Source organism: Belliella filtrata, from assembly GCF_022549775.1.
Taxonomy (GTDB): domain Bacteria; phylum Bacteroidota; class Bacteroidia; order Cytophagales; family Cyclobacteriaceae; genus Belliella; species Belliella filtrata.
This window is the reverse complement of sequence record NZ_JAKZGP010000001.1, coordinates 22789-43043: the sequence shown is the minus strand read 5'-3', so window position 1 is coordinate 43043 and position 20255 is coordinate 22789. Positions and strand designations below refer to the sequence as shown.

The following is a 20255-nucleotide window of genomic DNA, read 5'->3' as shown; positions in this document are numbered from 1 at the left end:
CTATGAAACTTAAATTAGTATTAGCCGGATTAGTGACCTTCATGGTGGCGGGAATTGCGCAGGCGCAAGACGGCTGGAATTGGCCATCTGACGAACAGATGGAAAAAAAAGCAAGAGAGTACAATGCAGCTTACTCTGATTATTTAAACTCTGAGCAATTTGTAGATGCTACAAAGCCACTCCACTGGCTTTTAGTAAATGCACCGAATCTTAACGAATCAATATACATCAAAGGGGTGAATGTATATCATGGTGCTCAGGCTGCTACAGATGATGCAGCTAAGAAAAATGCATATCAGGATTCTGTGATCACTATCTTTGAATTGAGAGAGAAGAACTTCGGAAGAGAAGAAGCTTGGATAGAAAATAAAGCTTACTATGCATACAATTACTACAGAGGTAATAAGTCCAAAGTTCCAGCAGCCATTGAGATTTTCGAAAGAGTAATTGAAGTAAATGGAGAATTCCGTACACCGTCTCTTCTTGGTGGTTACTATGATTTGATTTATAGAAACTATGCTTTGAATAATGCCTATTCTAAAGAAGAAGTTGTAAACAAATACGATGAGATCAATGCGATGGTAGACAAGGCACAAGCCAATGGTGGTGATGTATCTCAAGCGGAAGGCATCAGAGATCAATTGATCGTAGCGATGGATTTGATCGATTGTGATTTTATCGAGAAGACATTGGGTCCAAAATTCAAAGCGGATCAAAGCAATGAGGCATTGGCCAATCAGATCTTCAAGTATTCAGTTCAATACAAATGTTTGGGTACTGAAGCATTCTCAATGGCTCTTGAGTATATCGATACGAACAAGCCTTCATTTTCAACTTCCCAGGTAAGAGGTATGAGATTGATGCAGAGTGGAGATTATGAAAAAGCTCAACCAATTCTTGAAAAAGCTTTAACACTTGCTGAAAATGATTCACAAAAAGCTGATGTTCATATGGATTTAGCTAAAATCCATGGTCAAGCAAACAGAAAAAGTGCTGCAAGATCAGCAGCTTTAGAAGCAGCTAAATTAGATGAAAGTAAAACTAAGGATGCTTGGAGACTTATAGCTCAGCTTTACATGGGATCTTTCAACGATTGTAAAGGTGGAGAAAGTAGAGCTAAAGATTATTCAGTGTTTATCGCAGCTTACAATGCTTATCAAAGGGCTGGAGACTCTTCGGGAATGGCTCAAGCAAAGTCAAGATTCCCCTCCAAAGAAGAACTTTTTACTGAAGGACTTCAAGTTGGTGGCAGTATCAGTACTGGATGTTGGATTGGAGAGACTGTTACTTTAGCAACAAGAGACTAAGAAATTAACGATATTTGAGTTATTGAAAAAGGCGGCTTTTTTAGCCGTCTTTTTTGATTTGTATGCTTTATGTATATTTGCCACATGACTAAGCTTCAGGTAGTTTTTATTTTCTTAGTTTTCTTCATACTCACGGCTTGTGGAGGGGAGGAAGACACGAGTTTTCTAGAATCTTATCTGGGGCCTACTTCGATTGCATATGATGTAGATCTATCTCATTCAGACAGCACTGTGATCAAGATCAACCTCAAGGCAAAAAGGCAATTGGAGTTTAGCAATGGTGATAATGAGTTCCCAGATGGTATTGAGATTTACTTCTATAGTAAGGAGGGAGAGTTGACCACGACCATTAGAGCAGATCGTGGGTATTATATCAGAAAAGAAGATATATACAGGGGTGAAGGAGATGTGCAAGTTGAGAATTTGGAAAAGCAGCAGAAGCTTGCCTCTGAAGAGCTATTTTGGAATCCAACAAAGAAAAAAATATACACAGAGAAATTTGTAACTATCCAAGATCCTCAAAGATTGATCAAGGGTACTGGAATGGAGGCAGATGAATCTTTTAGTGAGTATGAGATTTACTCAGTAATAGACAGTAGGACGATCATTCCTGGAGAAGGAAATTAAATGAGATAATGAAGTTAACAGATATTATACTTTTATCACTTTCTGCGGCATTGGTTGTAGTAGGTACCCATTTGACGATCACTTCTGGTATCTCATTGTCTTACCCAGTATTTATGCTAGCGGTAGCTTTACTTTTTTGGTATAGGTATCGCAAGAATGAACAATTGATCAAAGAGGAAGAAAGTAAGGCAAAAGGGAAGTCTAAAAAGAAGAAGTAATGGAATATGAATATTTATCCTATGTGATGATCACACTGATCTTTTCAGCCCTTTTTTCTGGCGGGGAAATAGCCTTTATTTCTTCCAATAAGCTTCAGATCGAATTGCAAAGTAAGCAAGGACATCTATCTGGGAGAATCCTCTCAAGGTTTGTAAAAAAGCCAGGTCAGTTTATTGGCACTACATTGATAGGGAATACTATAGCTCTTGTGCTGTATGGTATATTTATGGCGAGTTTGCTTGAGCCTCAGATCAAGGAGTTATTGCCTGAAGGCTTTGATAATCAAGCCACAGTAATGGTGATTCAGACAGTAATCTCTACAATTTTGGTGCTAGTCACAGCCGAATTTATTCCCAAGAGTATTTTTATGCTGAATCCCAATATTTTGCTTTCAGCATTGTCTATACCATATTTGATCATTTACTATCTGATGTATCCAGTGGTTTGGTTTGTAGTGGGGCTTTCTAGATTTTTTATTACCAAAGTGCTGAGGTTAGAATACAGTGAAGATAAGCCTGTCTTTAAAGTCACAGATTTGAATAGTTTTCTCCAAACCAATGTGCAGCAGTCTGGAGATGATGTGAAGATGGAAGTAGATACTAAAATTTTTGACAATGCCGTAGAGTTCAAGACGATCAGGGTGCGTGAATGTATGGTTCCTCGGACAGATATAGTAGCCGTTGAGATTGATGAGCCCATAGCAGAACTCAAGGAGGTCTTTGCTGATAGCGGTCACTCGAAGATAATCGTCTACAGAGAGAGCATAGATGATGTGATTGGGTATTGTCACCAGCTGGAGCTTTTTAAGAAGCCCAAGACGATAGCAGATATACTTACACCGATTATCATTGTACCAGAATCGGCATTGGCCAATGAGCTCCTGATACAATTTATCAAGGAACGCAAAAGCTTGGCCTTAGTAGTCGATGAGTTTGGAGGTACGAGTGGTATAGTGTCTATGGAAGATATTATCGAGGAGATATTCGGCGAAATCGAGGATGAGTATGATCACGACGATCTGATAGAGCAGAAGGTGTCTGATCATGAATACCTACTGAGTGCTAGGCACGAAATAGATTATTTGAATGAAAAATACAATTGGGAATTGCCTTATGGAGAGTTTGAAACACTTTCTGGTTTGGTGATTTCTTTGGCAGAAAATATTCCCAATAAAGGTGAGTCCGTTACCTATGGACCTTACACTTTCACCGTGGTGTCCAAGCAGGATCATCGCATAGATACTTTGAAAATCAAGGTCAATTTCACAACAATTTCCAAGAAGTAATTTATTGAGAGCGATATTATTTTGAATTATCCCTTAGATGTAATTATTTTGCGGCACTTCAAAAAACCAGAAGAATGGCATTAATTAAAAAAATCAGACAGAGAACAGGTCTTGCAATCGGTGTAATTGCAGTAGGCTTGATATTTTTCCTTGTAGGAGGAGATATATTGAGTCCGAATTCAACCCTTTTGGGTGGGAGTTCAAATAAGGTAGGTGAGATTGCAGGTGAAAGTATCTCTTATGAAGAGTACGTTCAGAAAATCGAAGAAACCAAATTCTCTTTTCAACAAAATACAGGAAGAACACCTTCCGAAGCCGAAATGTACAGCATACGTGAGCAAGCATGGCAGGCATTGATTGTCGAAAAGGTATTCAAAAAGCAGTATGATGAACTTGGTCTAGTTATCTCTGATGAAGAGTTAGTGGACATGGTTCAAGGAGAAAACATTATTCCAGAACTTAGACAGCAGCTCGTTAATCCAGCCACAGGAGAATTTGACAGGTCTCAATTGATCGCGTTTCTTCAAAATCTAGAAACGGCTGGCCCTGAGCAAAGAGCTTTTTGGGCACAACAGGAGAAGCTTTTTGCAGATGCCAGGTTGAGAATCAAGTATGACAACTTGCTATCGACTTCTGAGTATGCTACCAAAGCGGAAGGTAAGCTTCAGCACAAAATGGCTAATACAATCGCAGATGTTGATCATGTCTTTATTCCATTCTATGTAATTCCTGATGCAGAAGTTGAGGTTTCTGATTCAGAATTGAAAACTTACATCAACAAGCACAAAGATAAGTTTCAAGTATCGGATGCTGCTGATTTGGATTACGTAGTCTTCAATCTATATGCAAGTGGTGAAGATTCTACTGCAGTTATTGCTGATATTCAAAAATTGACTGATGAGTTAAGAACTTCTGAATCTGATTCTGTTTTTGCAATCAGAAACACAGAGGGTGCAAATCCATTCAGAACATATCTACCAGGAGAGGCTTTACCAGAGTCTTTGACAAGTAACGTAGATGATATTCAAGCTGGAGAGACATATGGGCCATTTATTACTTCTAGATCTACTTACATCACCTACAAGGTAACTGACAAGTACGATGGTACACCTAGAATGAGAGCAAGCCATATCTTGTTTGGTACTCAAGGATTGGAGGAGGATGCTAAGGCAGAGGTGAAAGCACAAGCTGAAAATATCTTGAAGGAAATTCAAGGTGGATTGAATTTCGCGACTGCAGCTACTCAATATGGTCAAGATGGTACTGCACAAAGAGGTGGAGACCTTGGCTGGTTTGCAAAAGACGATTTCGTTACGGAGTTTGCCGATGCGGTTTATGATGCCAAATCTACAGGATTGATCAATAAATTGGTAGAAACTGAGTATGGTTTCCACATCATCAACGTAACAGAACTACCTAAGAGAGAAACATTCAAAATTGCAGCTATCGAATTGGAGTTAGGTCCGAGTGATGCTACAAGAAATGATATTTTTAGAAAGGCAGATTCTTTTGCTGCACAATCATCGAATGCTAAGGAGTTCCAAGCGAATGCACAAACAGAAGGCTATAGAGTTCTTCAAGCAAATGGTATTGGAGCATTTTCTAGAAACCTAAACAATCAAACCAATGCCAGAGAAATCGTAAGATGGGCATTCAATGATGCATCTGTGGGTAAGGTATCTCAAGTATTTGAATTGGATAATACGTATGTAGTAGCATTGCTTAGAGGTAAGTATGATGAGGGTACTGCTTCACTTGAGCAAGCTAGAGCTCAAGCGACTGTACAAGTGAGAAATGAGAAAAAAGCAGCTAAAATCATCGAGAAAATCAAAGGCAAGACTTCTTTGGAAGAGATCAAAGCTGAGTTCGGCGATGATGCTTCATTAGACAATTCTCCAGACCTTACACTGGCAACTAGTGTGCTTCCAGGTGTTGGATTTGCTCCAAAAGCTATAGGTGCAATCTTTGGGTTGAAAAATGCTGGTGATATTACAAAGCCTATCTCAGAAGATGTAGGTGTGATCGTGGCAAAGCTTAATGCTATCACTCCAGCAAATGAAGTGGCAGATTATAGCAGCTATCAAGCATCTATCGCACAGAACAATTCTCAAAGAGCTTCATACATGATCATGATGGCATTGGAAGACTTGGCCAAGGTGAAAGATTATAGATATAAATTCTTCTAAGATCGGAAGATTGACATAAATCAAAACCCGTGATAGTTTCACGGGTTTTTTTGTGTCTGAATTTTATTTCTAATTTTCAGGTTCAATAGACTATAAGCGGTAACTTAGGATTAAATATGAAAAATACATTCGATAAAGAGGCTTTCAAAGAAAAGCTTGAAGCCCAGACTACATTTCCTGCATTATATATGTTCAAATTTATCGTCCAAGCAGGGAAGGAAGATGAAGTAGCTGCGCTACTCCCGAATAATGAAATGGAGTTGAAAAACTCAAGTAAAGGCACTTATGTGAGTGCAACCATAAAGGCCATGATGGGTTCAAGTGATGCTGTACTTGATGTATATGAGAGAGCGGCCAAGATTGAAGGTGTGATTTCCCTTTAATGGCTTGATTTGTGTAGAATTGTATAGAAAAGATTAAAGAAGAAGCATATGTGGCAAGAAGAAGACAATAAGTTGACCAAGACTTTTGAATTTGAAGATTTTCAAGAAGCTTTCGCTTTCATGACTAGAGTGGCCTTTTTGGCTGAAATGCAAGGGCATCACCCAAACTGGAGCAATGTGTACAACAAAGTCTCCATTGAGCTCACTACGCATGATGAAGGCAATAAAGTCACCGAAAAAGATCACAAATTAGCAAAAGCGATCGATGAGATCTGATATGAGTGAAGATAAGCACATTAGTTTGTATTTGATCCCTACACCCATTGGGAACCTAGGAGATATTACTTTGCGAGCAATCGAAGTGCTCAAATCTGTAGACGTTATCTTAGCGGAAGACACTAGAACTACAGGCAAATTACTGAAGCACTTGGAGGTTCAGCGTCCTCTCCAAAGCTATCATATCTTCAATGAGCACAAGACTGTCGAGAAATTAGTCGAGAGGATGGAAAAAGGAGAAGTATTAGCGCTTTGCAGTGATGCTGGCACACCAGCTATTTCTGACCCTGGGTTTTTGCTTGTGAGAGCTGCAAGAGATGCTGGATTAGAAGTGAACTGTTTGCCAGGCGCAACGGCTTTTGTTCCTGCCTTGGTAAATTCTGGCCTGCCCAATGATAGGTTTGTTTTCGAAGGGTTTCTGCCTCATAAAAAAGGCAGGAAAACAAGGATAGAGAACCTTATGGAGGAAGAAAGAACCATGATTTTCTATGAATCCCCACATCGCTTGATGAAGACCTTGGTGCAATTTTCTGAAGCATTTGGCTTAGAGAGAATGGCCTGCGTGTCCAGAGAGTTGACCAAGATATATGAAGAAAACGTAAGGGGTACATTTGAAGAACTCATCAGTTACTACCAAGAGCATCCGATCAAAGGGGAAATTGTCTTGACCGTACAAGGAAAATCTAAATAGAGCCTGCTGCTAAATATATTATGTATATCCAGAATGATACCAGTAACCAAATCATATAAGATGTTTTCAAGATTTAGCCATTAATAGATACCAATCCGAAGTAATCTATTACTTGTTTGAAATGCTTCTTCTGGTGTAAAAGCGTATAATCATAGAATACCATATTGATTGTTTTAAAACCTAATTAAAATACCTGTAAACTATTATGATTGATTTAAATTTGATCCTAGATCAGACTAAGAGCATAGCAAAAGAAGCTGGAGCATTTATTAGAAGAGAGCGTCAAGTTTTTGATATTTCCAAAGTTGAGTCAAAAGGCCTCAATGACATGGTTTCCTATGTAGACAAAGAAGCTGAAAAAATCATTGTAGGTAAGTTGAGCGAGATTTTGCCAGAAGCAGGTTTTATCACAGAGGAAGGCACAAAGTCAGACGAAACAAAAGCATATACTTGGATTATAGATCCGCTTGATGGGACTACCAATTTCATCCACGGTATTCCCATATTTTGTGTCAGCATAGGGCTGATGAAAGATCAAGAGATAGTCTTGGGTGTAGTCTACGAAATCAACTTTCACGAATGCTTCTATGCGCTCAAAGGCCATGGGGCTTATTGCAATGACACTAAGATCAAAGTAAGTCAGTCTCCTAGCTTGTCAGAATGCTTGGTTGCTACAGGCTTTCCTTATAGTGCTTTTGAAAGTATAGATGAGTACCTTGCGATACTCAAGACACTGATGCAAAAGACACATGGCTTGCGTAGACTAGGAAGTGCAGCAGCTGATCTATGCTATGTGGCTTGTGGAAGGATGGATGCTTACTTTGAGTACAACCTGAACTCTTATGATGTTGCGGCAGGGTCTTTGATAGTTCAAGAGGCAGGAGGCCGAGTGACTGACTTCAAACAAGATGATGACTTTATATTTGGTAGGGAAATTTTAGCAAGTAATGGGTTAGTACATGCGGAATTTTGGCAGGAGCTTCAGCAGCATTGGAAAGTCAAGAAGTAAATTGACTATGGTGTAGTAGCTTTACGCATTTAGTGTGTTAATCATCTTTAAAGTTTCTAATGAGTTTTCGCCTCGAATCGATGAATTTCGTTGAATAGCATTGTTAACATTAATTTTCCAAAACATGAAAAAGGCAATCTACATCACATTATCAATTTTTGCATTTTTACTTGTGGCATTAGTAGCCACACCATTTATTTTTAAAGATAAAATATTGGAGCGCGTAGATCGAGAGATTTCTGAGTCTGTAAATGCTCAAGTACATTATGATTTTAGAAACATTAGTTTGAGTGTGTTTCGAAGGTTTCCTGATATCAGTGTTACCTTGAGGGAATTTGGCATCACAGGCAACCCACCTTTTCAAAATGATACCCTAGTCCATGTGGATCAGCTACAAGTAGATCTAAACCTTTGGTCGATACTATTTGCGGACACCCCTTCTTTGACAGGGGTTCATTTAGATGGAGGGAGTATATATGTGAAAGTATTGGAAGATGGTCAAGCTAACTATGACATTACATACCCTTCAGAATCTGAGGAGGTATCAGAGGGCAATTTTGAAATTGGGATAGATTTGATAGAGGTTAAGAACTTAGATTTCATCTATAATGATAGAAGTTTAGGTTTTATCATGGCTTTGGGAAATGTACAGCTTGAAGGTAAGGGTGATTTCACGTCAGATCAATACCGACTTCCAGTGACCATGGAAGCCTTGATTGCTGATGTCACCTACGATGGTACTAACTACCTCAAGAATAAGACCTTCAAAGGAAAGACTGCTGTAGATGTAGATATGGCCAATATGAAATTTGCTTTTGCTGATGGTGATTTTCAGTTGAATGATTTTCTTTTTGATCTATATGGTCATGTAGCACTTCCTTCGGACGATATTGATTTTGATTTGAATTTTGAAGGAAAAAATAACAGCTTCAAAAGCATCCTATCACTAGTACCAGGCATTTATACAGAGAGCTTTTCAGGCTTGAATACTTCAGGAACTATGGATTTCAAGGGTTATTTTAGAGGAATAATGAATGAAAAAAGTTTCCCTTCATTTGATATTGGGCTGAAGGTAGTAGATGGAATGTTCCAATATCCTGATTTGCCAAGGCCTGTAAGTGAGGTACAGCTCGACATGCAAATCGTAAATACTACCAACAATCTTGACCTTACAAGAGTCCATATACCGACATTCTCCTTAAACTTTGGAAGTAATCCAATTTCTGGTAATTTGCTTTTGGAGAACTTGGTGACTTATGATATTGACGGAAGATTGGTAGGTAAGCTCAATTTGGAGGAACTTACTTCAATATTTCCGATAGAAGGCATGGCGCTTAAAGGAATGCTGGATGTAAATGCCACTGCTAAAGGGCGCTATGATTCAGTGGCGAATATGTTGCCTGCTGTCAATGCAAAAATGCTACTTAGCAATGGATTTATTAAGAGTGATGAATATCCAGCTCCAATCGAAAAGTTAAATGTCAACGCAAACATTATCAATAATTCTGGGAAAATGACGGATTTCCTTGTCGATTTGAGCAAGTTCGAGTTTGAGCTGGAAGATGAGGACATTAGTGGAAATATGCAGATCAGAGATTTTGAGTTGCTACAGTGGGACGGAGCTGTCAAAGGTACAGTCGATCTAGGAAAGTTGATGGCGATATTCCCTATAGAAAACACCATAATGGAGGGGAAAATCCATGCTGATTTGAATTCAAAAGGTTCTTATAAAGACATAGAACTCGAAAGATTTGATAGACTTGACACAAGAGGTAGCTTAGGAGTGGAGAAGTTTTATTTTACATCTTTAGATCTTCCACAAGGCATCAGGATCAATGAAGCCTTAGCAGATTTTATTCCTTCTAGGATCAACCTGAACAAGTTTGACTCAAGGGTTGGTGAAAGCCCACTGACCGCTTCAGGATTCTTGTCGAATTACATGAATTATTTCTTAAAAGAGAACGAGACCTTGCAAGGTCAGTTAACTTTACAATCCAGCAAATTCAATGTAAATCAATGGCTTACTGAATCCGAGACAACGGAGGAGTCTTCTGAGCTTACTGTGATTGAATTGCCAAAAAACATAGACTTTACCATGTCTGTAAGTGCAGCGGAGGTGATTTATGATAATTTGAACCTGAAGCAAGTAAAAGGTAATATGACACTAAAAGATGGTGTGTTAAGCTTCAGAGACGCATCAATGAATGCTTTAGGAGGGCAGTTGGTAATGAATGGTGCTTATGATCCCAGAGACCTTACTGCACCGAAGTTTGATTTCAATTTCAATGTTATAGACTTGAGTATAGCTGAAGCATTTGATAAACTTAACACCGTCAAAGTTCTTGCCCCAGTGGCGCAACATCTCACTGGTAAATTCTCTACGAAAATGGACTTTTCGGGTCTATTGGGTCAAGATATGATGCCGATCCTATCTTCACTTGATGGAAAGGGAGTACTCAGAGTGCTCGAAGCGGCTTATCAAAATAGCCCGCTAGTTCAAAGTGTCACCAACCTCACCAGATTGAATGATACGAATACATTACAGTTCAGAAACCTCAACTTGCCTATCAAAATTGACAATGGTGTGTTAAACCTAAGCCCCGTTGACCTAAGATTGTGGGATTATCAAGCTAATGTACAAGGAAGCACAGGATTCGATGGAAGTATAAATTATTTAGTCAATATGCAAGTTCCTGCTGGGAAGTTTGGAGCTCAAGCAAACAATCTACTTGCGACCATATCAGGAACAGAGGCAAGTACTTCTACTTTGATACCTGTAGCGATCACATTGGGGGGCACTTATGGAAGCCCTAGGGTTGGATTGGCAGGTGGCAATTCGATAGAGACTTTGCTTACCAATGCGCTCAAATCTAGGGTCAATGCCGAAAGGGAGAATCTACAAGCAAAGGCCACAGAGCAATTCAAAGCTGCAGAGGATAGTGTGAAAAGCGAACTTAAGTCTAGGGCAGAAGCTTTGCAGGATTCAGCAAAAAGAGAAGCCGAGCGTAAAGTGTCTGATACCAAAGACAAGGCAGTGGAAGAAGCCAAAAATGTACTCAAAGGTGTACTTGGTAACAGGGCAAAACCAGCCGCAAAGCCAGACACTACAAAATCAGGAAACTAAAGCCATAAAGCCTTCAAATCTAAATTGATGTATTTGAAGGCTTTTTCATTAAATCGATATTATTAAAAGTGGTACATTTCATCAGAATGATTTTTTACAATGTGTTTTTGTATGAAATTAATCCAAGTAATAAACCCTCTTTACCCTGCTGCTGATGTTTGTGAGCAGCTCATATGGGATGGTTCCTATGCTTTTTGCAAGCTCTTTGAGGGATATGCTTGGACCATAAATGATTACTTCGTCACCTTCATTTGCTGGGATGGAAGTGATGTCCACCATGCACATATCCATACATACATTTCCTATGATTGGAGCTTTTTGACCCTGTATCATGACATAGCCTGTGCCGTTGCTAAATCGCCGATCATAGCCGTCCGCATATCCTATTGCAATGGTGGCGATCTTGCCAGCTACTTTCATCTTTCCTTTGCGACTGTAGCCAATAGTTTCTCCAGCGTCAAGAGTTTTGATCTGTGAGATAGTCGTCTTCAGGGATGATATGGGTCTCAATGCGGCATCATGCATTCCATTCACCTCTACTCCATAAAGCCCGATACCCAATCGCACCATGTCGAATTGGTAAGCTGGATACCTTATGATACCAGCCGAATTGAGTGCGTGCCTGAGCGGTACATGGCCTAGAAATGCAGCAATTTGTTCACACATTTTTGAAAATAAGGAAAGCTGCTTCAAAGAAAAATCCTCATGTAGGGCTTCATCTGCACCGACCAAATGTGTATAAAGACTCGCCACATGTAGTTCGGGAAACTGTTCCGTTAGCACTTTGAGATCACTCAATTGACTCAAGTCGAATCCTAACCGATGCATCCCTGTGTCTAGGTCTAAATGAATCGACATTTTGCATTGATGGATTTGGCAATATTTGCCAAGTTGGGTGAAAAATGAAGGACTGTATACCACTGGTTCCAAATCATGCTTTTGCAACATGTGGAAAGATTCTTGTGCTGGATTCAAAACCATGATAGGGAGGCTAATACCTTGCTCTCTTAAAGCGACGCCTTCATCTGTATAAGCCACAGCCAAATAGTCCGCTTTGAGTTGTTGGAGGTGATTTGCTATTTCAGTCGCACCACCACCATAAGCAAAGGCTTTCACCATGACCATGATTTTTGTATTGGGTAGTATTTTTGTTTTGTAGAAATTGTAGTTGTGTGTTAAGGCATTTAGGTTAATTTCAAGGGTAGTACCATGAATTCTTTGCTGAAGTTTGTTGACTACATTTTCAAATCCAAAAACCCGAGCACCAGTTACCAGTATCAAATCATTTTCGAAAGAATCTTCTCGTAAGTCGTCAAGTAAATGTGCTGTATCTTGGAAATATTTTTGCTCACATGTTAAGCCCTTTTTCAAAAGTAAAATTTGCTGACCAACTCCTAGCAGAAGGTCTATTTCATGATAGTTGATAAGCCGCTGTACCTCTTGATAGACTTCTTCAACATTCCCAACTTGCATCAAGTCGGAGATGATCAAGACCTTCCTTTTCTTGGGACGTTGTGCCGCCATAAAATCTAGAGCAAGTTTTAGTCCTGCCAAATCATTGTTATAAGTATCATCTATAATAAGGCTTTCATGGTATCCAGCCTTTAGGGTAAGACGCATGTCTACTGCCTTGAGATGATCGATTCCTTTTTGGATTTCCTCCTCTTTCATCCCTAAAGTTATGGCTCCGACTACGACATGTCGGATATTTTCCAAAGAAGCCTCATCAAAAAATGGAACGCGAAAAGTAAACATACCAAAATCAGGCTTGATCAGAATAATTTTAGAGTGATCTGTTTCCTTTTTCACAGTCAAGGTATAGTCTACTCCAGGAATATCAGACCATGCAATGAGTTTATTTTGTTCAAAATGACTCTCTAAATATGTCGCTATTTCTATATGATCCTTTCGGTAGATCACAAATTTGGAGTGGGTGAAGAGTTTTGCTTTTTCTTTTAATTTCTGCTCTTGTGAAATAAAACCATCCTCATGTGCAGTGCCGAGATTGCTGAAAATTCCAATGTCAGGTTTAATGATCTTTTCTAAAAACTCCATTTCTTTGGGTTTAGAAATACCTGCTTCTAGCACGGCTACCTGATGGTAAGGAGCTATCCCAAATACAGATAAAGGGACACCAACTTGACTATTGTAACTTTTTGGGCTTTTGGCTACTGAAAATTTTTGACTCAAAACCTGACCTAGCCACTCTTTGATAATGGTTTTTCCGTTGCTGCCAGTGATAGCAAGTACTGGTCGATCATACTGATCCCTCAAATAGGTAGCAAGCTTTTGGAGTGCTATTCGTGTATCTGAAACTCGAATCAAAACGATTTCTTTTACGAGATCAAAAGGAGCTTCGTAATCAGATCTTACCAAGAAATATTTTATTCCTAGATCACACAAACTTGGGATAAAAGAATGGCCGTCAAATTTTGCCCCCTTCAGTGCCACAAAAAGTGTGTTTTTCGGCGCTATTACCGACCTGGAATCAATAACTATAGTCTCGATGACAGGGTTCGAATCAGCCAACTCGACATCTTCTTCACCAAGTGCTTTTCTAATATTGTGCAGGCTAAGATTTTGGATCATCTGTATTGTGAATCTGCTTCTAGTTTTTCTTTTTCTTCTTTTTGAAGAATACTTGCTTGACCCACCTTGGTAGGAATATCGCACCCAAAATCAAATATGGATAGTAGGTGAGCATTCTCCAAAGGATGCTGGTCACAAATGTATAACCACTTAAAAACTCCCTGAAAAACTGTGCAAAGAAAAACTCCGCTGTCCCACTACTACCTGGTGTAGGTGAGATCATCATTACAATCCACATGATCACTTGTCGTGCAAAGACTATAATGTGATCCATCAAGGTCAAGCTTTCATAGGCAGATATTAATGCATTTAGCATCAGATACCTCGAGCTCCAGATGAATATTGTCGCTCCAATTATTGGTAACCAATACTCCTTCTTTTTTCCCTTTAGTTCTTTCGATGCCTCTATGATTTGATTTCCATATTCATGGGCACTGTGTCTCCACTTATGAAGCCATTTGATGGAGTAGATTTTAAGGAGAACCCATTTGAAGACTCTTGGCCTGAAAAAAAGAGCAGAAGCCATGATGATGGAATAAATGGTATAAAGTGCATAGCTAGCCCAGAATAGTATTTCTAGGCTATTACCCAGTCTCATTTCCATAACCCTCGAGCTCGGGAAGATCTCACCTTTTGCTAAATATAAGATGATTGGAGCTCCGATTACAAAAAATAGGTTGTCAAGTATAGCAGTAACCATCACATATGCGATAGCTTTACCTAGCTTGATTCCCTCTTTATTTAAGATAAAAATAGCTACCGCAGTCCCACCAACGATAGATGGAGTAACTGCAGAAGCAAATTCCCACAGTATGATCACATATAATGCCCTTGTCCATGTCAAGTGCTTGTCCGTAATCGTTCTTATCCTGTAAATGTATCCAATATCTCTAAAGAGAATGAATAGAATAGCTATAAATACACCATGAAAAGATGCATCAAACACACCTCGAAGTGTTTTAGCGTTTACATTTGGATCCAAATAAAACATTAAAAATACAATCCCAAGACCGATTAAAACCGGTACCCACACTTTATTGGGATTGAGTGTCTCAAAAATCTTCTTGTTGTCTAGCTTCATACCTTACGCCGCGTTGATGGGCTCTGTTTTTTCCACCCAGAAATTATTGAATCCTTCTCCTATCTTGATAGTAACCATAGAAAGCTGAAGGAGTTCCAAAATTGCCAAAAAAGTATAAATCACAAAAATCTTATCTGGTTTGTATTCGATAAATTCAGTAAAAGGAACTCTATCTCTGAAACTGACTTTTTCCAAAACGAAATCTTTTTGTTGCTCGATGGTGTAAGGATATTGAATTACTGTATGTTTGGTATCATCTGTCCGAGATGCAAATTTAGACATAACACGTTGGTACACTTTTAATAGCTTATATAAATCCAAATCCTGAACCTCTGCTTCTACGTCGTCAATTTTGGAAAGTTGCTTGATTTCTCTGGCAATATTACCTCGCTTTTCTTTAGACAACCTATTTTCTTCTAAAGAAGCAAGGTCACCAATGACAGATTTATATTTTTTGTATTCCAGTAAATGTCTGACCAGCTCTTCTCTTGGGTCAATCTCTTCGCCTTCTTCATTGAGTTGGGGTCTTGGGATGAGCATTTTGGACTTGATCTTCATCAAGGTTGCAGCAAAAAGGATAAAATCACTAGCAATTTCAATTTCCATTTTCTCCAATTGGTGGATGTACTCAAGGAAATCATTGGTGATCTTAGAGATAGGAATATCATAAATATCCAGCTCATCTCTCTCGATGAAAAAGAGCATCAAATCGAATGGCCCTTCGAATAGTGGTAATTTGATCTCGAAACTCACTGGATACTATTAAATTTATATTAATTTTGCATTCCAAATGCTTTCAAAGATATTTAAATTAATGCTAAATTTAATAAGTGTTAAAAAAAATTGGATTGCTGGCTTGAATCTTGAGTCCTTGAAAACAATCTCATTTGGAAAGTGTTTATAATTTTTGAATGACGCAAAGGTACTAAGATGATCATAACTCCAGGAAAATTACTCGCACAGATCGACTCACCCAAAGATCTGAAAAAGCTTCCCAAAGAAAAGCTTGTGCAACTTTGTGAAGAGCTGAGGCAATTTATCATAGATAATGTCTCTATCTATGGAGGGCACTTTGGAGCTAGTCTTGGGGTTGTAGAGTTGACGGTTGCTTTGCATTATGTGCTCAATGCACCTGAGGACCAGCTGGTGTGGGATGTGGGTCATCAGGCATATGGACACAAAATTCTTACAGGTAGAAAAAACAGTTTTCATACCAATAGACTCTACGGAGGTCTTTCAGGATTTCCTAAAAGAAAAGAGAGTGAATATGATGCTTTTGGGGTGGGGCATTCAAGTACTTCAATCTCGGCTGCCTTAGGCATGGCAGTTGCATCCAAATATAAAGGAGAAAAGCAAAAGCAGCATGTGGCAGTGATTGGTGATGGATCCATGACAGGAGGGATGGCTTTTGAAGCCATGAATCATGCAGGAGTTTCCGATACCAACCTTATAATAATTTTGAATGATAACTGCATGTCGATAGACCCCAACGTTGGGGCATTGAAAGATTACCTTACAGATATCACTACCTCTCATACTTATAACAAAGTCAAGGATGAGGTTTGGAACCTACTTGGTAAATTCAGCAAGTTTGGAACCTCAGCTCAAGAAGTTATTTCTAAGGTAGAGGGAGCTATCAAGTCTGCTGTTCTTAAGCAAAGTAACTTATTCGAATCGCTTAATTTAAGATATTTTGGTCCAGTAGACGGACACGATGTCAATCATCTAGCAGAAATATTAGAAGACCTTAAGCATATCCCTGGTCCTAAAATACTTCACTGTGTAACAGTAAAAGGCAAAGGCTATGCACCTGCCGAAAATGGTAACAAAACAACTTGGCATGCGCCAGGATTATTTGATAAGGTCACTGGTGAGATTTATAAAAAAGTCCAAACAATACCTCAAGCTCCAAAATACCAAGATGTATTTGGACATACCCTTGTAGAGTTGGCAAAAGAGAATGCCAAAGTGATGGGTGTCACACCAGCCATGCCCTCAGGATCTTCCTTGAATATCATGATGGAAGCTATGCCAGATAGGGCCTTTGATGTGGGTATCGCGGAGCAACATGCGGTTACTTTCTCAGCTGGCCTCGCAACTCAAGGCATGATTCCTTTTTGTAATATTTATAGCTCATTTATGCAGCGTGCTTACGATCAAGTAGTGCATGATGTAGCATTGCAGAATCTTCAAGTTGTACTCTGCTTAGACAGAGCTGGCTTTGCAGGTGCTGATGGGCCTACTCACCATGGTGCTTATGATATCCCTTACTTCAGGTGTATTCCAAATATGGTAGTATCTGCTCCAATGAACGAGGAAGAGCTTCGTAATTTGATGTATACAGCCACGCAATATCAAGGTCCTTTCTCCATTCGGTATCCAAGAGGTCAGGGTGTGATGCCAGAGTGGAGGACACCAATGCGAGAAGTACCCATAGGTCAAGGACGAATTGTAAAAGAAGGTGATGAGGTCGCCATATTGACAATAGGTCACATTGGTAATTATGCAGTGGAAGCTTGCGAAATGTTGGCTAAGGATGGATTAAATCCAGCACATTATGACTTGAGGTTTGTAAAGCCACTGGATGGAGACCTACTTCATGAAGTGTTTGGGAAATTCAAAAAGGTGATAACTATAGAAGATGGCGCATTGATGGGAGGGTTTGGTTCTGCTGTAGTTGAATGGATGATAGACCAAGATTATAGTGCACAAGTAAAGAGGTTGGGAATTCCAGACAGAGTCGTAGAGCATGGTGATCAAATAGAGCTACACAGAGAATGTGGTTTCGATCCCGAAGGAATAGCCCACGCAGTGAGAGAAATAATAACTTTAGAAGTGAAAGCTTAAGAAAGTTTAAAAAGCCTTGTTGGATAATTCAGCAAGGCTTTTTAATTGTTTTGGTATTTCTAGATTAAATTACGAACTTAATCTTCGTAATCCATAGAAGCATTTTCAGTAGCCAGTTTTCATTTAACATCGATGCATCCACTTTTGAACTACATCAGTCAATATGTTTCAACCTTAGTTTCAGATGAAGATTTTGAGGTCATATTAAGTCACTTTTCAGAGAAAACGTTAAGGAAAAGACAGTATTTTTTGGAAGAAGGTGAGATTTGTAAACATATGGCATTCATTGTCAAGGGTGCGATGCGCAAGTATTACATGGATGAAAAGGGGACTGAGCATGTTATAGATTTATACATTGAAAATTGGTGGGCTGGAGACAGAGAGAGTTTTGTGATGCAGACCCCCTCGATTTATTTTATAGACGCTTGGGAGGATTGTGAAATGTTCCTTATATCTCGACAAAGTGTAACGGCATTGTGTGAGCAGTGTCCTGCATTTAATGAGTTCATTCTCAAACTTGATGAGCGCAATAGTATTGCTTCTCAGAAAAGAATCACTTATTCTGTGAGTTTCAATGCCGAAAAGCGGTATCAATTTTTTTTAGATAGTCATCCGTACTTCGTTGATCGATTTCCTCAACATGTCGTGGCTTCATACCTAGGAATTACAAAGGATACTTTGAGCCGAATTCGCAGGAAAATGCTGAGAAATTAAACAGTATAAAATCGTCTTTTAACAAAATGCAAAGATCCTCGATGGAAGATAAATATACAATACCTAAGGCTACAAGAATCGGACATGTCCATTTGAAGGTAGCAAACTTACAGCGTTCGATTGATTTCTATTGTGACTTATTGGGGTTTGAGGTTACTTTAATGTATGGGGAAGAGGCTGCATTTATATCTGCTGGAGGATACCATCACCACATTGGTCTGAATACTTGGTTTAGCAAGAATGGTTCTAAAGCTCAAAAGCATCAAGTTGGATTGTTTCATACAGCTTTATTATATCCCACTAAAAAAGATTTAGCTATTATCTATCAAAGATTGAAATCTAAGAATTATCCTTTGACAGGCTTTTCTGATCATGGTGTTTCTTTAGCTATCTACCTTGATGATCCAGACGGAAACGGTATTGAACTTTATTGGGATAGACCGAAGGAAGAATGGCCGAAAAAGAGTGATGGAAGGCTTCAAATGTACACTCACCCACTCAGCCTGACAGACCTTTTGAAGGAGCTGGATTAACTTCAGGTCGGCATCTAAAATACTTTGCTTAAAATTATTTTTGATAATACTCTTCTTTCCTGAAAATATCAATTCATAGGTTAAACCGGTTGCTATTTATTGGTCAATTCCAAAAAAATCAAAATAGGTTATCAATGAGTATCTAAGATCCACTAATATCAAAGCTAAGTTAAATCGATCTTTTCTATAGTCACAAGTAAAGTTTCGTATTTACTTTGATTTTTATAAAAATCTTCATTCTTGAAGTAGCTAATTGTCTATAAGTTATTTAGTCATTTGTCTACTTTTTTTCCTGTGATTTGGAATAAATTTGATTCATCAAACAAGTGTTTTAAAAAGTACCAACTATCTCATGATAGGTATATACGATCTGATATTTGGTATTAATACAAGAAGTTGTAATGCTTTCAATCAAGGATTGTAACCATTCGAAAAAACGTTTAAATGAGTCGATTTATGAAAAAGAAAATTAATTTCTCGATAAAAGGTCAAAGGGCAGATATAGGCAGCTTGACTATATACAGGATGCTATCCAATAACTACAGAAGGTCGGTTGGCCCTTTTGTTTTTCTAGATCACATTGTGCCAATGCACGCTCCATCGCTAATGAATAGTGGGACTGGTGCTCATCCTCATAGAGGTATAGCTACATTGAGTTATATCATAGAAGGAGAAGATGAGCATTTTGATAGTGCTGGGAACTATGCCAAAGTATATTCTGGTGGGGTTCAGTGGATGAAGGCAGGTAATGGAATTATCCATGATGAAACATTGAATGTTGATTCCCGCACGGGTACCAATACAACCCATGCATTTCAATTTTGGATCAATCTTCCAGCTAAAAATAAGGCAGAAAAACCTGCATATCTAGCCATTCAAAGTGATGAAGTTCCAAAAATGAATCTCTCAGAAAATAGCGGATGGATCAAAGTAATAGCAGGGGCATATGAAAACTTGGTTTCTAGTATTCCAAGCTATTCAGAGCAGTTTCTATATCATATTCAAGTAACCCCAAAAAGAGCTTTCACCATAACTATTGATGAAAAGATAGAGGTTGCAGCTTTTTTACCGAATGAAAAGGCAATAATCAACAATGTAAAAGCCAAGAGTGGTGAATTTGTAAGTTTTGATTCTCGTGCTGGTGAGATTACCATAGAAAATAAAGAGCAAAGACCCTCAGATATACTCCTTTTCGGTGGAGAGCCATATGCAGAGCCAATGGTTGCAGAAGGGCCTTTTGTAATGAATAGCAGGTCGGAGATCATCATTGCATATCAGGACTTCTACGCAGGAAAGTATGGCACGATCAATTATAGGTAAACGCTTGAATTATAGAATCAAATTCACGAAATTATTGCGATAATGCAAACTAGATCTTTAACCG

General features: G+C 38.8%; 17 protein-coding genes. 14 read left to right on the top strand and 3 right to left on the bottom strand.

Features of this window, described 5'->3' with window-relative positions; all coding sequences use genetic code 11:
- Positions 1-2: 2 nt before the first annotated feature.
- From MM239_RS00200 to MM239_RS00155, 10 genes are all read left to right on the top strand, one after another.
- Positions 3-1307 (top strand): tetratricopeptide repeat protein, encoded by a 1305-nt coding sequence (locus MM239_RS00200; RefSeq protein WP_241345743.1) that lies wholly within the window; start codon positions 3-5, stop codon positions 1305-1307.
- Positions 1308-1391: 84 nt separating this feature from the next.
- On the top strand, positions 1392-1934 hold the full coding sequence (lptC, locus tag MM239_RS00195; RefSeq protein ID WP_241345742.1) for an LPS export ABC transporter periplasmic protein LptC: 543 nt from the start codon (positions 1392-1394) through the stop codon (positions 1932-1934).
- A gap of 8 nt (positions 1935-1942) precedes the next feature.
- Positions 1943-2152 (top strand): hypothetical protein, encoded by a 210-nt coding sequence (locus MM239_RS00190; RefSeq protein WP_241345741.1) that lies wholly within the window; start codon positions 1943-1945, stop codon positions 2150-2152.
- A complete protein-coding gene (locus MM239_RS00185) occupies positions 2152-3438 on the top strand; it encodes a hemolysin family protein (RefSeq protein WP_241345740.1) in 1287 nt (428 codons plus the stop codon). The genes MM239_RS00190 and MM239_RS00185 overlap by 1 nt, the downstream gene beginning before the upstream one ends.
- A 74-nt stretch (positions 3439-3512) precedes the next feature.
- Positions 3513-5624: a peptidylprolyl isomerase gene (locus MM239_RS00180; RefSeq protein ID WP_241345739.1), complete on the top strand. Its 2112-nt coding sequence runs from the start codon at positions 3513-3515 to the stop codon at positions 5622-5624.
- Between the two features lie 116 nt (positions 5625-5740).
- A complete protein-coding gene (locus MM239_RS00175) occupies positions 5741-6007 on the top strand; it encodes a DUF493 family protein (RefSeq protein WP_241345738.1) in 267 nt (88 codons plus the stop codon).
- Between the two features lie 48 nt (positions 6008-6055).
- Positions 6056-6283, top strand: coding sequence for a 4a-hydroxytetrahydrobiopterin dehydratase (locus MM239_RS00170; RefSeq protein ID WP_241345737.1), 228 nt, complete (start codon positions 6056-6058; stop codon positions 6281-6283).
- A 1-nt stretch (position 6284) separates the two neighbouring features.
- Positions 6285-6974, top strand: a complete 690-nt coding sequence (rsmI, locus tag MM239_RS00165) for a 16S rRNA (cytidine(1402)-2'-O)-methyltransferase (protein ID WP_241345989.1) — start codon at positions 6285-6287, stop codon at positions 6972-6974.
- Positions 6975-7179: 205 nt separating this feature from the next.
- The gene (locus tag MM239_RS00160) at positions 7180-7983 is read left to right on the top strand and encodes an inositol monophosphatase family protein (RefSeq protein WP_241345736.1); all 804 of its coding nucleotides are present in this window, start codon (positions 7180-7182) and stop codon (positions 7981-7983) included.
- A gap of 124 nt (positions 7984-8107) precedes the next feature.
- Positions 8108-11107: an AsmA-like C-terminal region-containing protein gene (locus tag MM239_RS00155; RefSeq protein ID WP_241345735.1), complete on the top strand. Its 3000-nt coding sequence runs from the start codon at positions 8108-8110 to the stop codon at positions 11105-11107.
- Between the two features lie 117 nt (positions 11108-11224).
- Here the strand turns inward: MM239_RS00155 and MM239_RS00150 are convergent, their stop codons facing one another.
- Genes MM239_RS00150 through MM239_RS00140 form a run of 3 tightly spaced genes read right to left on the bottom strand, consistent with a single transcriptional unit; the run spans position 11225 to position 15530 of the window.
- Positions 11225-13696 (bottom strand): bifunctional UDP-N-acetylmuramoyl-tripeptide:D-alanyl-D-alanine ligase/alanine racemase, encoded by a 2472-nt coding sequence (locus MM239_RS00150; protein WP_241345734.1) that lies wholly within the window; start codon positions 13694-13696, stop codon positions 11225-11227.
- Positions 13697-13715: 19 nt separating this feature from the next.
- A complete protein-coding gene (locus MM239_RS00145; RefSeq protein WP_241345733.1) occupies positions 13716-14777 on the bottom strand; it encodes a lysylphosphatidylglycerol synthase transmembrane domain-containing protein in 1062 nt (353 codons plus the stop codon).
- A 3-nt stretch (positions 14778-14780) separates the two neighbouring features.
- The gene (locus MM239_RS00140; protein ID WP_241345732.1) at positions 14781-15530 is read right to left on the bottom strand and encodes a segregation and condensation protein A; all 750 of its coding nucleotides are present in this window, start codon (positions 15528-15530) and stop codon (positions 14781-14783) included.
- Positions 15531-15707: 177 nt separating this feature from the next.
- Here MM239_RS00140 and dxs point away from each other — a divergent pair, with 177 nt between their 5' ends.
- The 4 genes from dxs (at position 15708) to MM239_RS00120 (ending at position 20191) form a co-directional block, all read left to right on the top strand.
- A complete protein-coding gene (dxs, locus tag MM239_RS00135) occupies positions 15708-17624 on the top strand; it encodes a 1-deoxy-D-xylulose-5-phosphate synthase (RefSeq protein ID WP_241345731.1) in 1917 nt (638 codons plus the stop codon).
- Positions 17625-17756: 132 nt separating this feature from the next.
- Positions 17757-18338: a Crp/Fnr family transcriptional regulator gene (locus MM239_RS00130; protein ID WP_241345730.1), complete on the top strand. Its 582-nt coding sequence runs from the start codon at positions 17757-17759 to the stop codon at positions 18336-18338.
- A 41-nt stretch (positions 18339-18379) separates the two neighbouring features.
- Entirely contained in the window at positions 18380-18871 is a 492-nt protein-coding gene (locus MM239_RS00125; protein ID WP_241345729.1) for a VOC family protein, read from the top strand.
- A 456-nt stretch (positions 18872-19327) separates the two neighbouring features.
- Complete coding sequence (locus MM239_RS00120) at positions 19328-20191, top strand: pirin family protein (RefSeq protein ID WP_241345728.1); 864 nt, start codon at positions 19328-19330, stop codon at positions 20189-20191.
- The last annotated feature ends 64 nt before the right edge of the window (positions 20192-20255 follow it).

Excerpts from the sequence above, each read along its gene's own strand:
- MM239_RS00200 (WP_241345743.1), top strand. The coding sequence starts at position 3 with ATGAAACTTAAATTAGTATTAGCCGGATTAGTGACCTTCATGGTGGCG.
- lptC (WP_241345742.1), top strand. The coding sequence starts at position 1,392 with ATGACTAAGCTTCAGGTAGTTTTTATTTTCTTAGTTTTCTTCATACTC.
- MM239_RS00190 (WP_241345741.1), top strand. The coding sequence starts at position 1,943 with ATGAAGTTAACAGATATTATACTTTTATCACTTTCTGCGGCATTGGTT.
- MM239_RS00185 (WP_241345740.1), top strand. The coding sequence starts at position 2,152 with ATGGAATATGAATATTTATCCTATGTGATGATCACACTGATCTTTTCA.
- MM239_RS00180 (WP_241345739.1), top strand. The coding sequence starts at position 3,513 with ATGGCATTAATTAAAAAAATCAGACAGAGAACAGGTCTTGCAATCGGT.
- MM239_RS00175 (WP_241345738.1), top strand. The coding sequence starts at position 5,741 with ATGAAAAATACATTCGATAAAGAGGCTTTCAAAGAAAAGCTTGAAGCC.
- MM239_RS00170 (WP_241345737.1), top strand. The coding sequence starts at position 6,056 with ATGTGGCAAGAAGAAGACAATAAGTTGACCAAGACTTTTGAATTTGAA.
- rsmI (WP_241345989.1), top strand. The coding sequence starts at position 6,285 with ATGAGTGAAGATAAGCACATTAGTTTGTATTTGATCCCTACACCCATT.
- MM239_RS00160 (WP_241345736.1), top strand. The coding sequence starts at position 7,180 with ATGATTGATTTAAATTTGATCCTAGATCAGACTAAGAGCATAGCAAAA.
- MM239_RS00155 (WP_241345735.1), top strand. The coding sequence starts at position 8,108 with ATGAAAAAGGCAATCTACATCACATTATCAATTTTTGCATTTTTACTT.
- MM239_RS00150 (WP_241345734.1), bottom strand. The coding sequence starts at position 13,696 with ATGATCCAAAATCTTAGCCTGCACAATATTAGAAAAGCACTTGGTGAA.
- MM239_RS00145 (WP_241345733.1), bottom strand. The coding sequence starts at position 14,777 with ATGAAGCTAGACAACAAGAAGATTTTTGAGACACTCAATCCCAATAAA.
- dxs (WP_241345731.1), top strand. The coding sequence starts at position 15,708 with ATGATCATAACTCCAGGAAAATTACTCGCACAGATCGACTCACCCAAA.
- MM239_RS00130 (WP_241345730.1), top strand. The coding sequence starts at position 17,757 with ATGCATCCACTTTTGAACTACATCAGTCAATATGTTTCAACCTTAGTT.
- MM239_RS00125 (WP_241345729.1), top strand. The coding sequence starts at position 18,380 with ATGGAAGATAAATATACAATACCTAAGGCTACAAGAATCGGACATGTC.
- MM239_RS00120 (WP_241345728.1), top strand. The coding sequence starts at position 19,328 with ATGAAAAAGAAAATTAATTTCTCGATAAAAGGTCAAAGGGCAGATATA.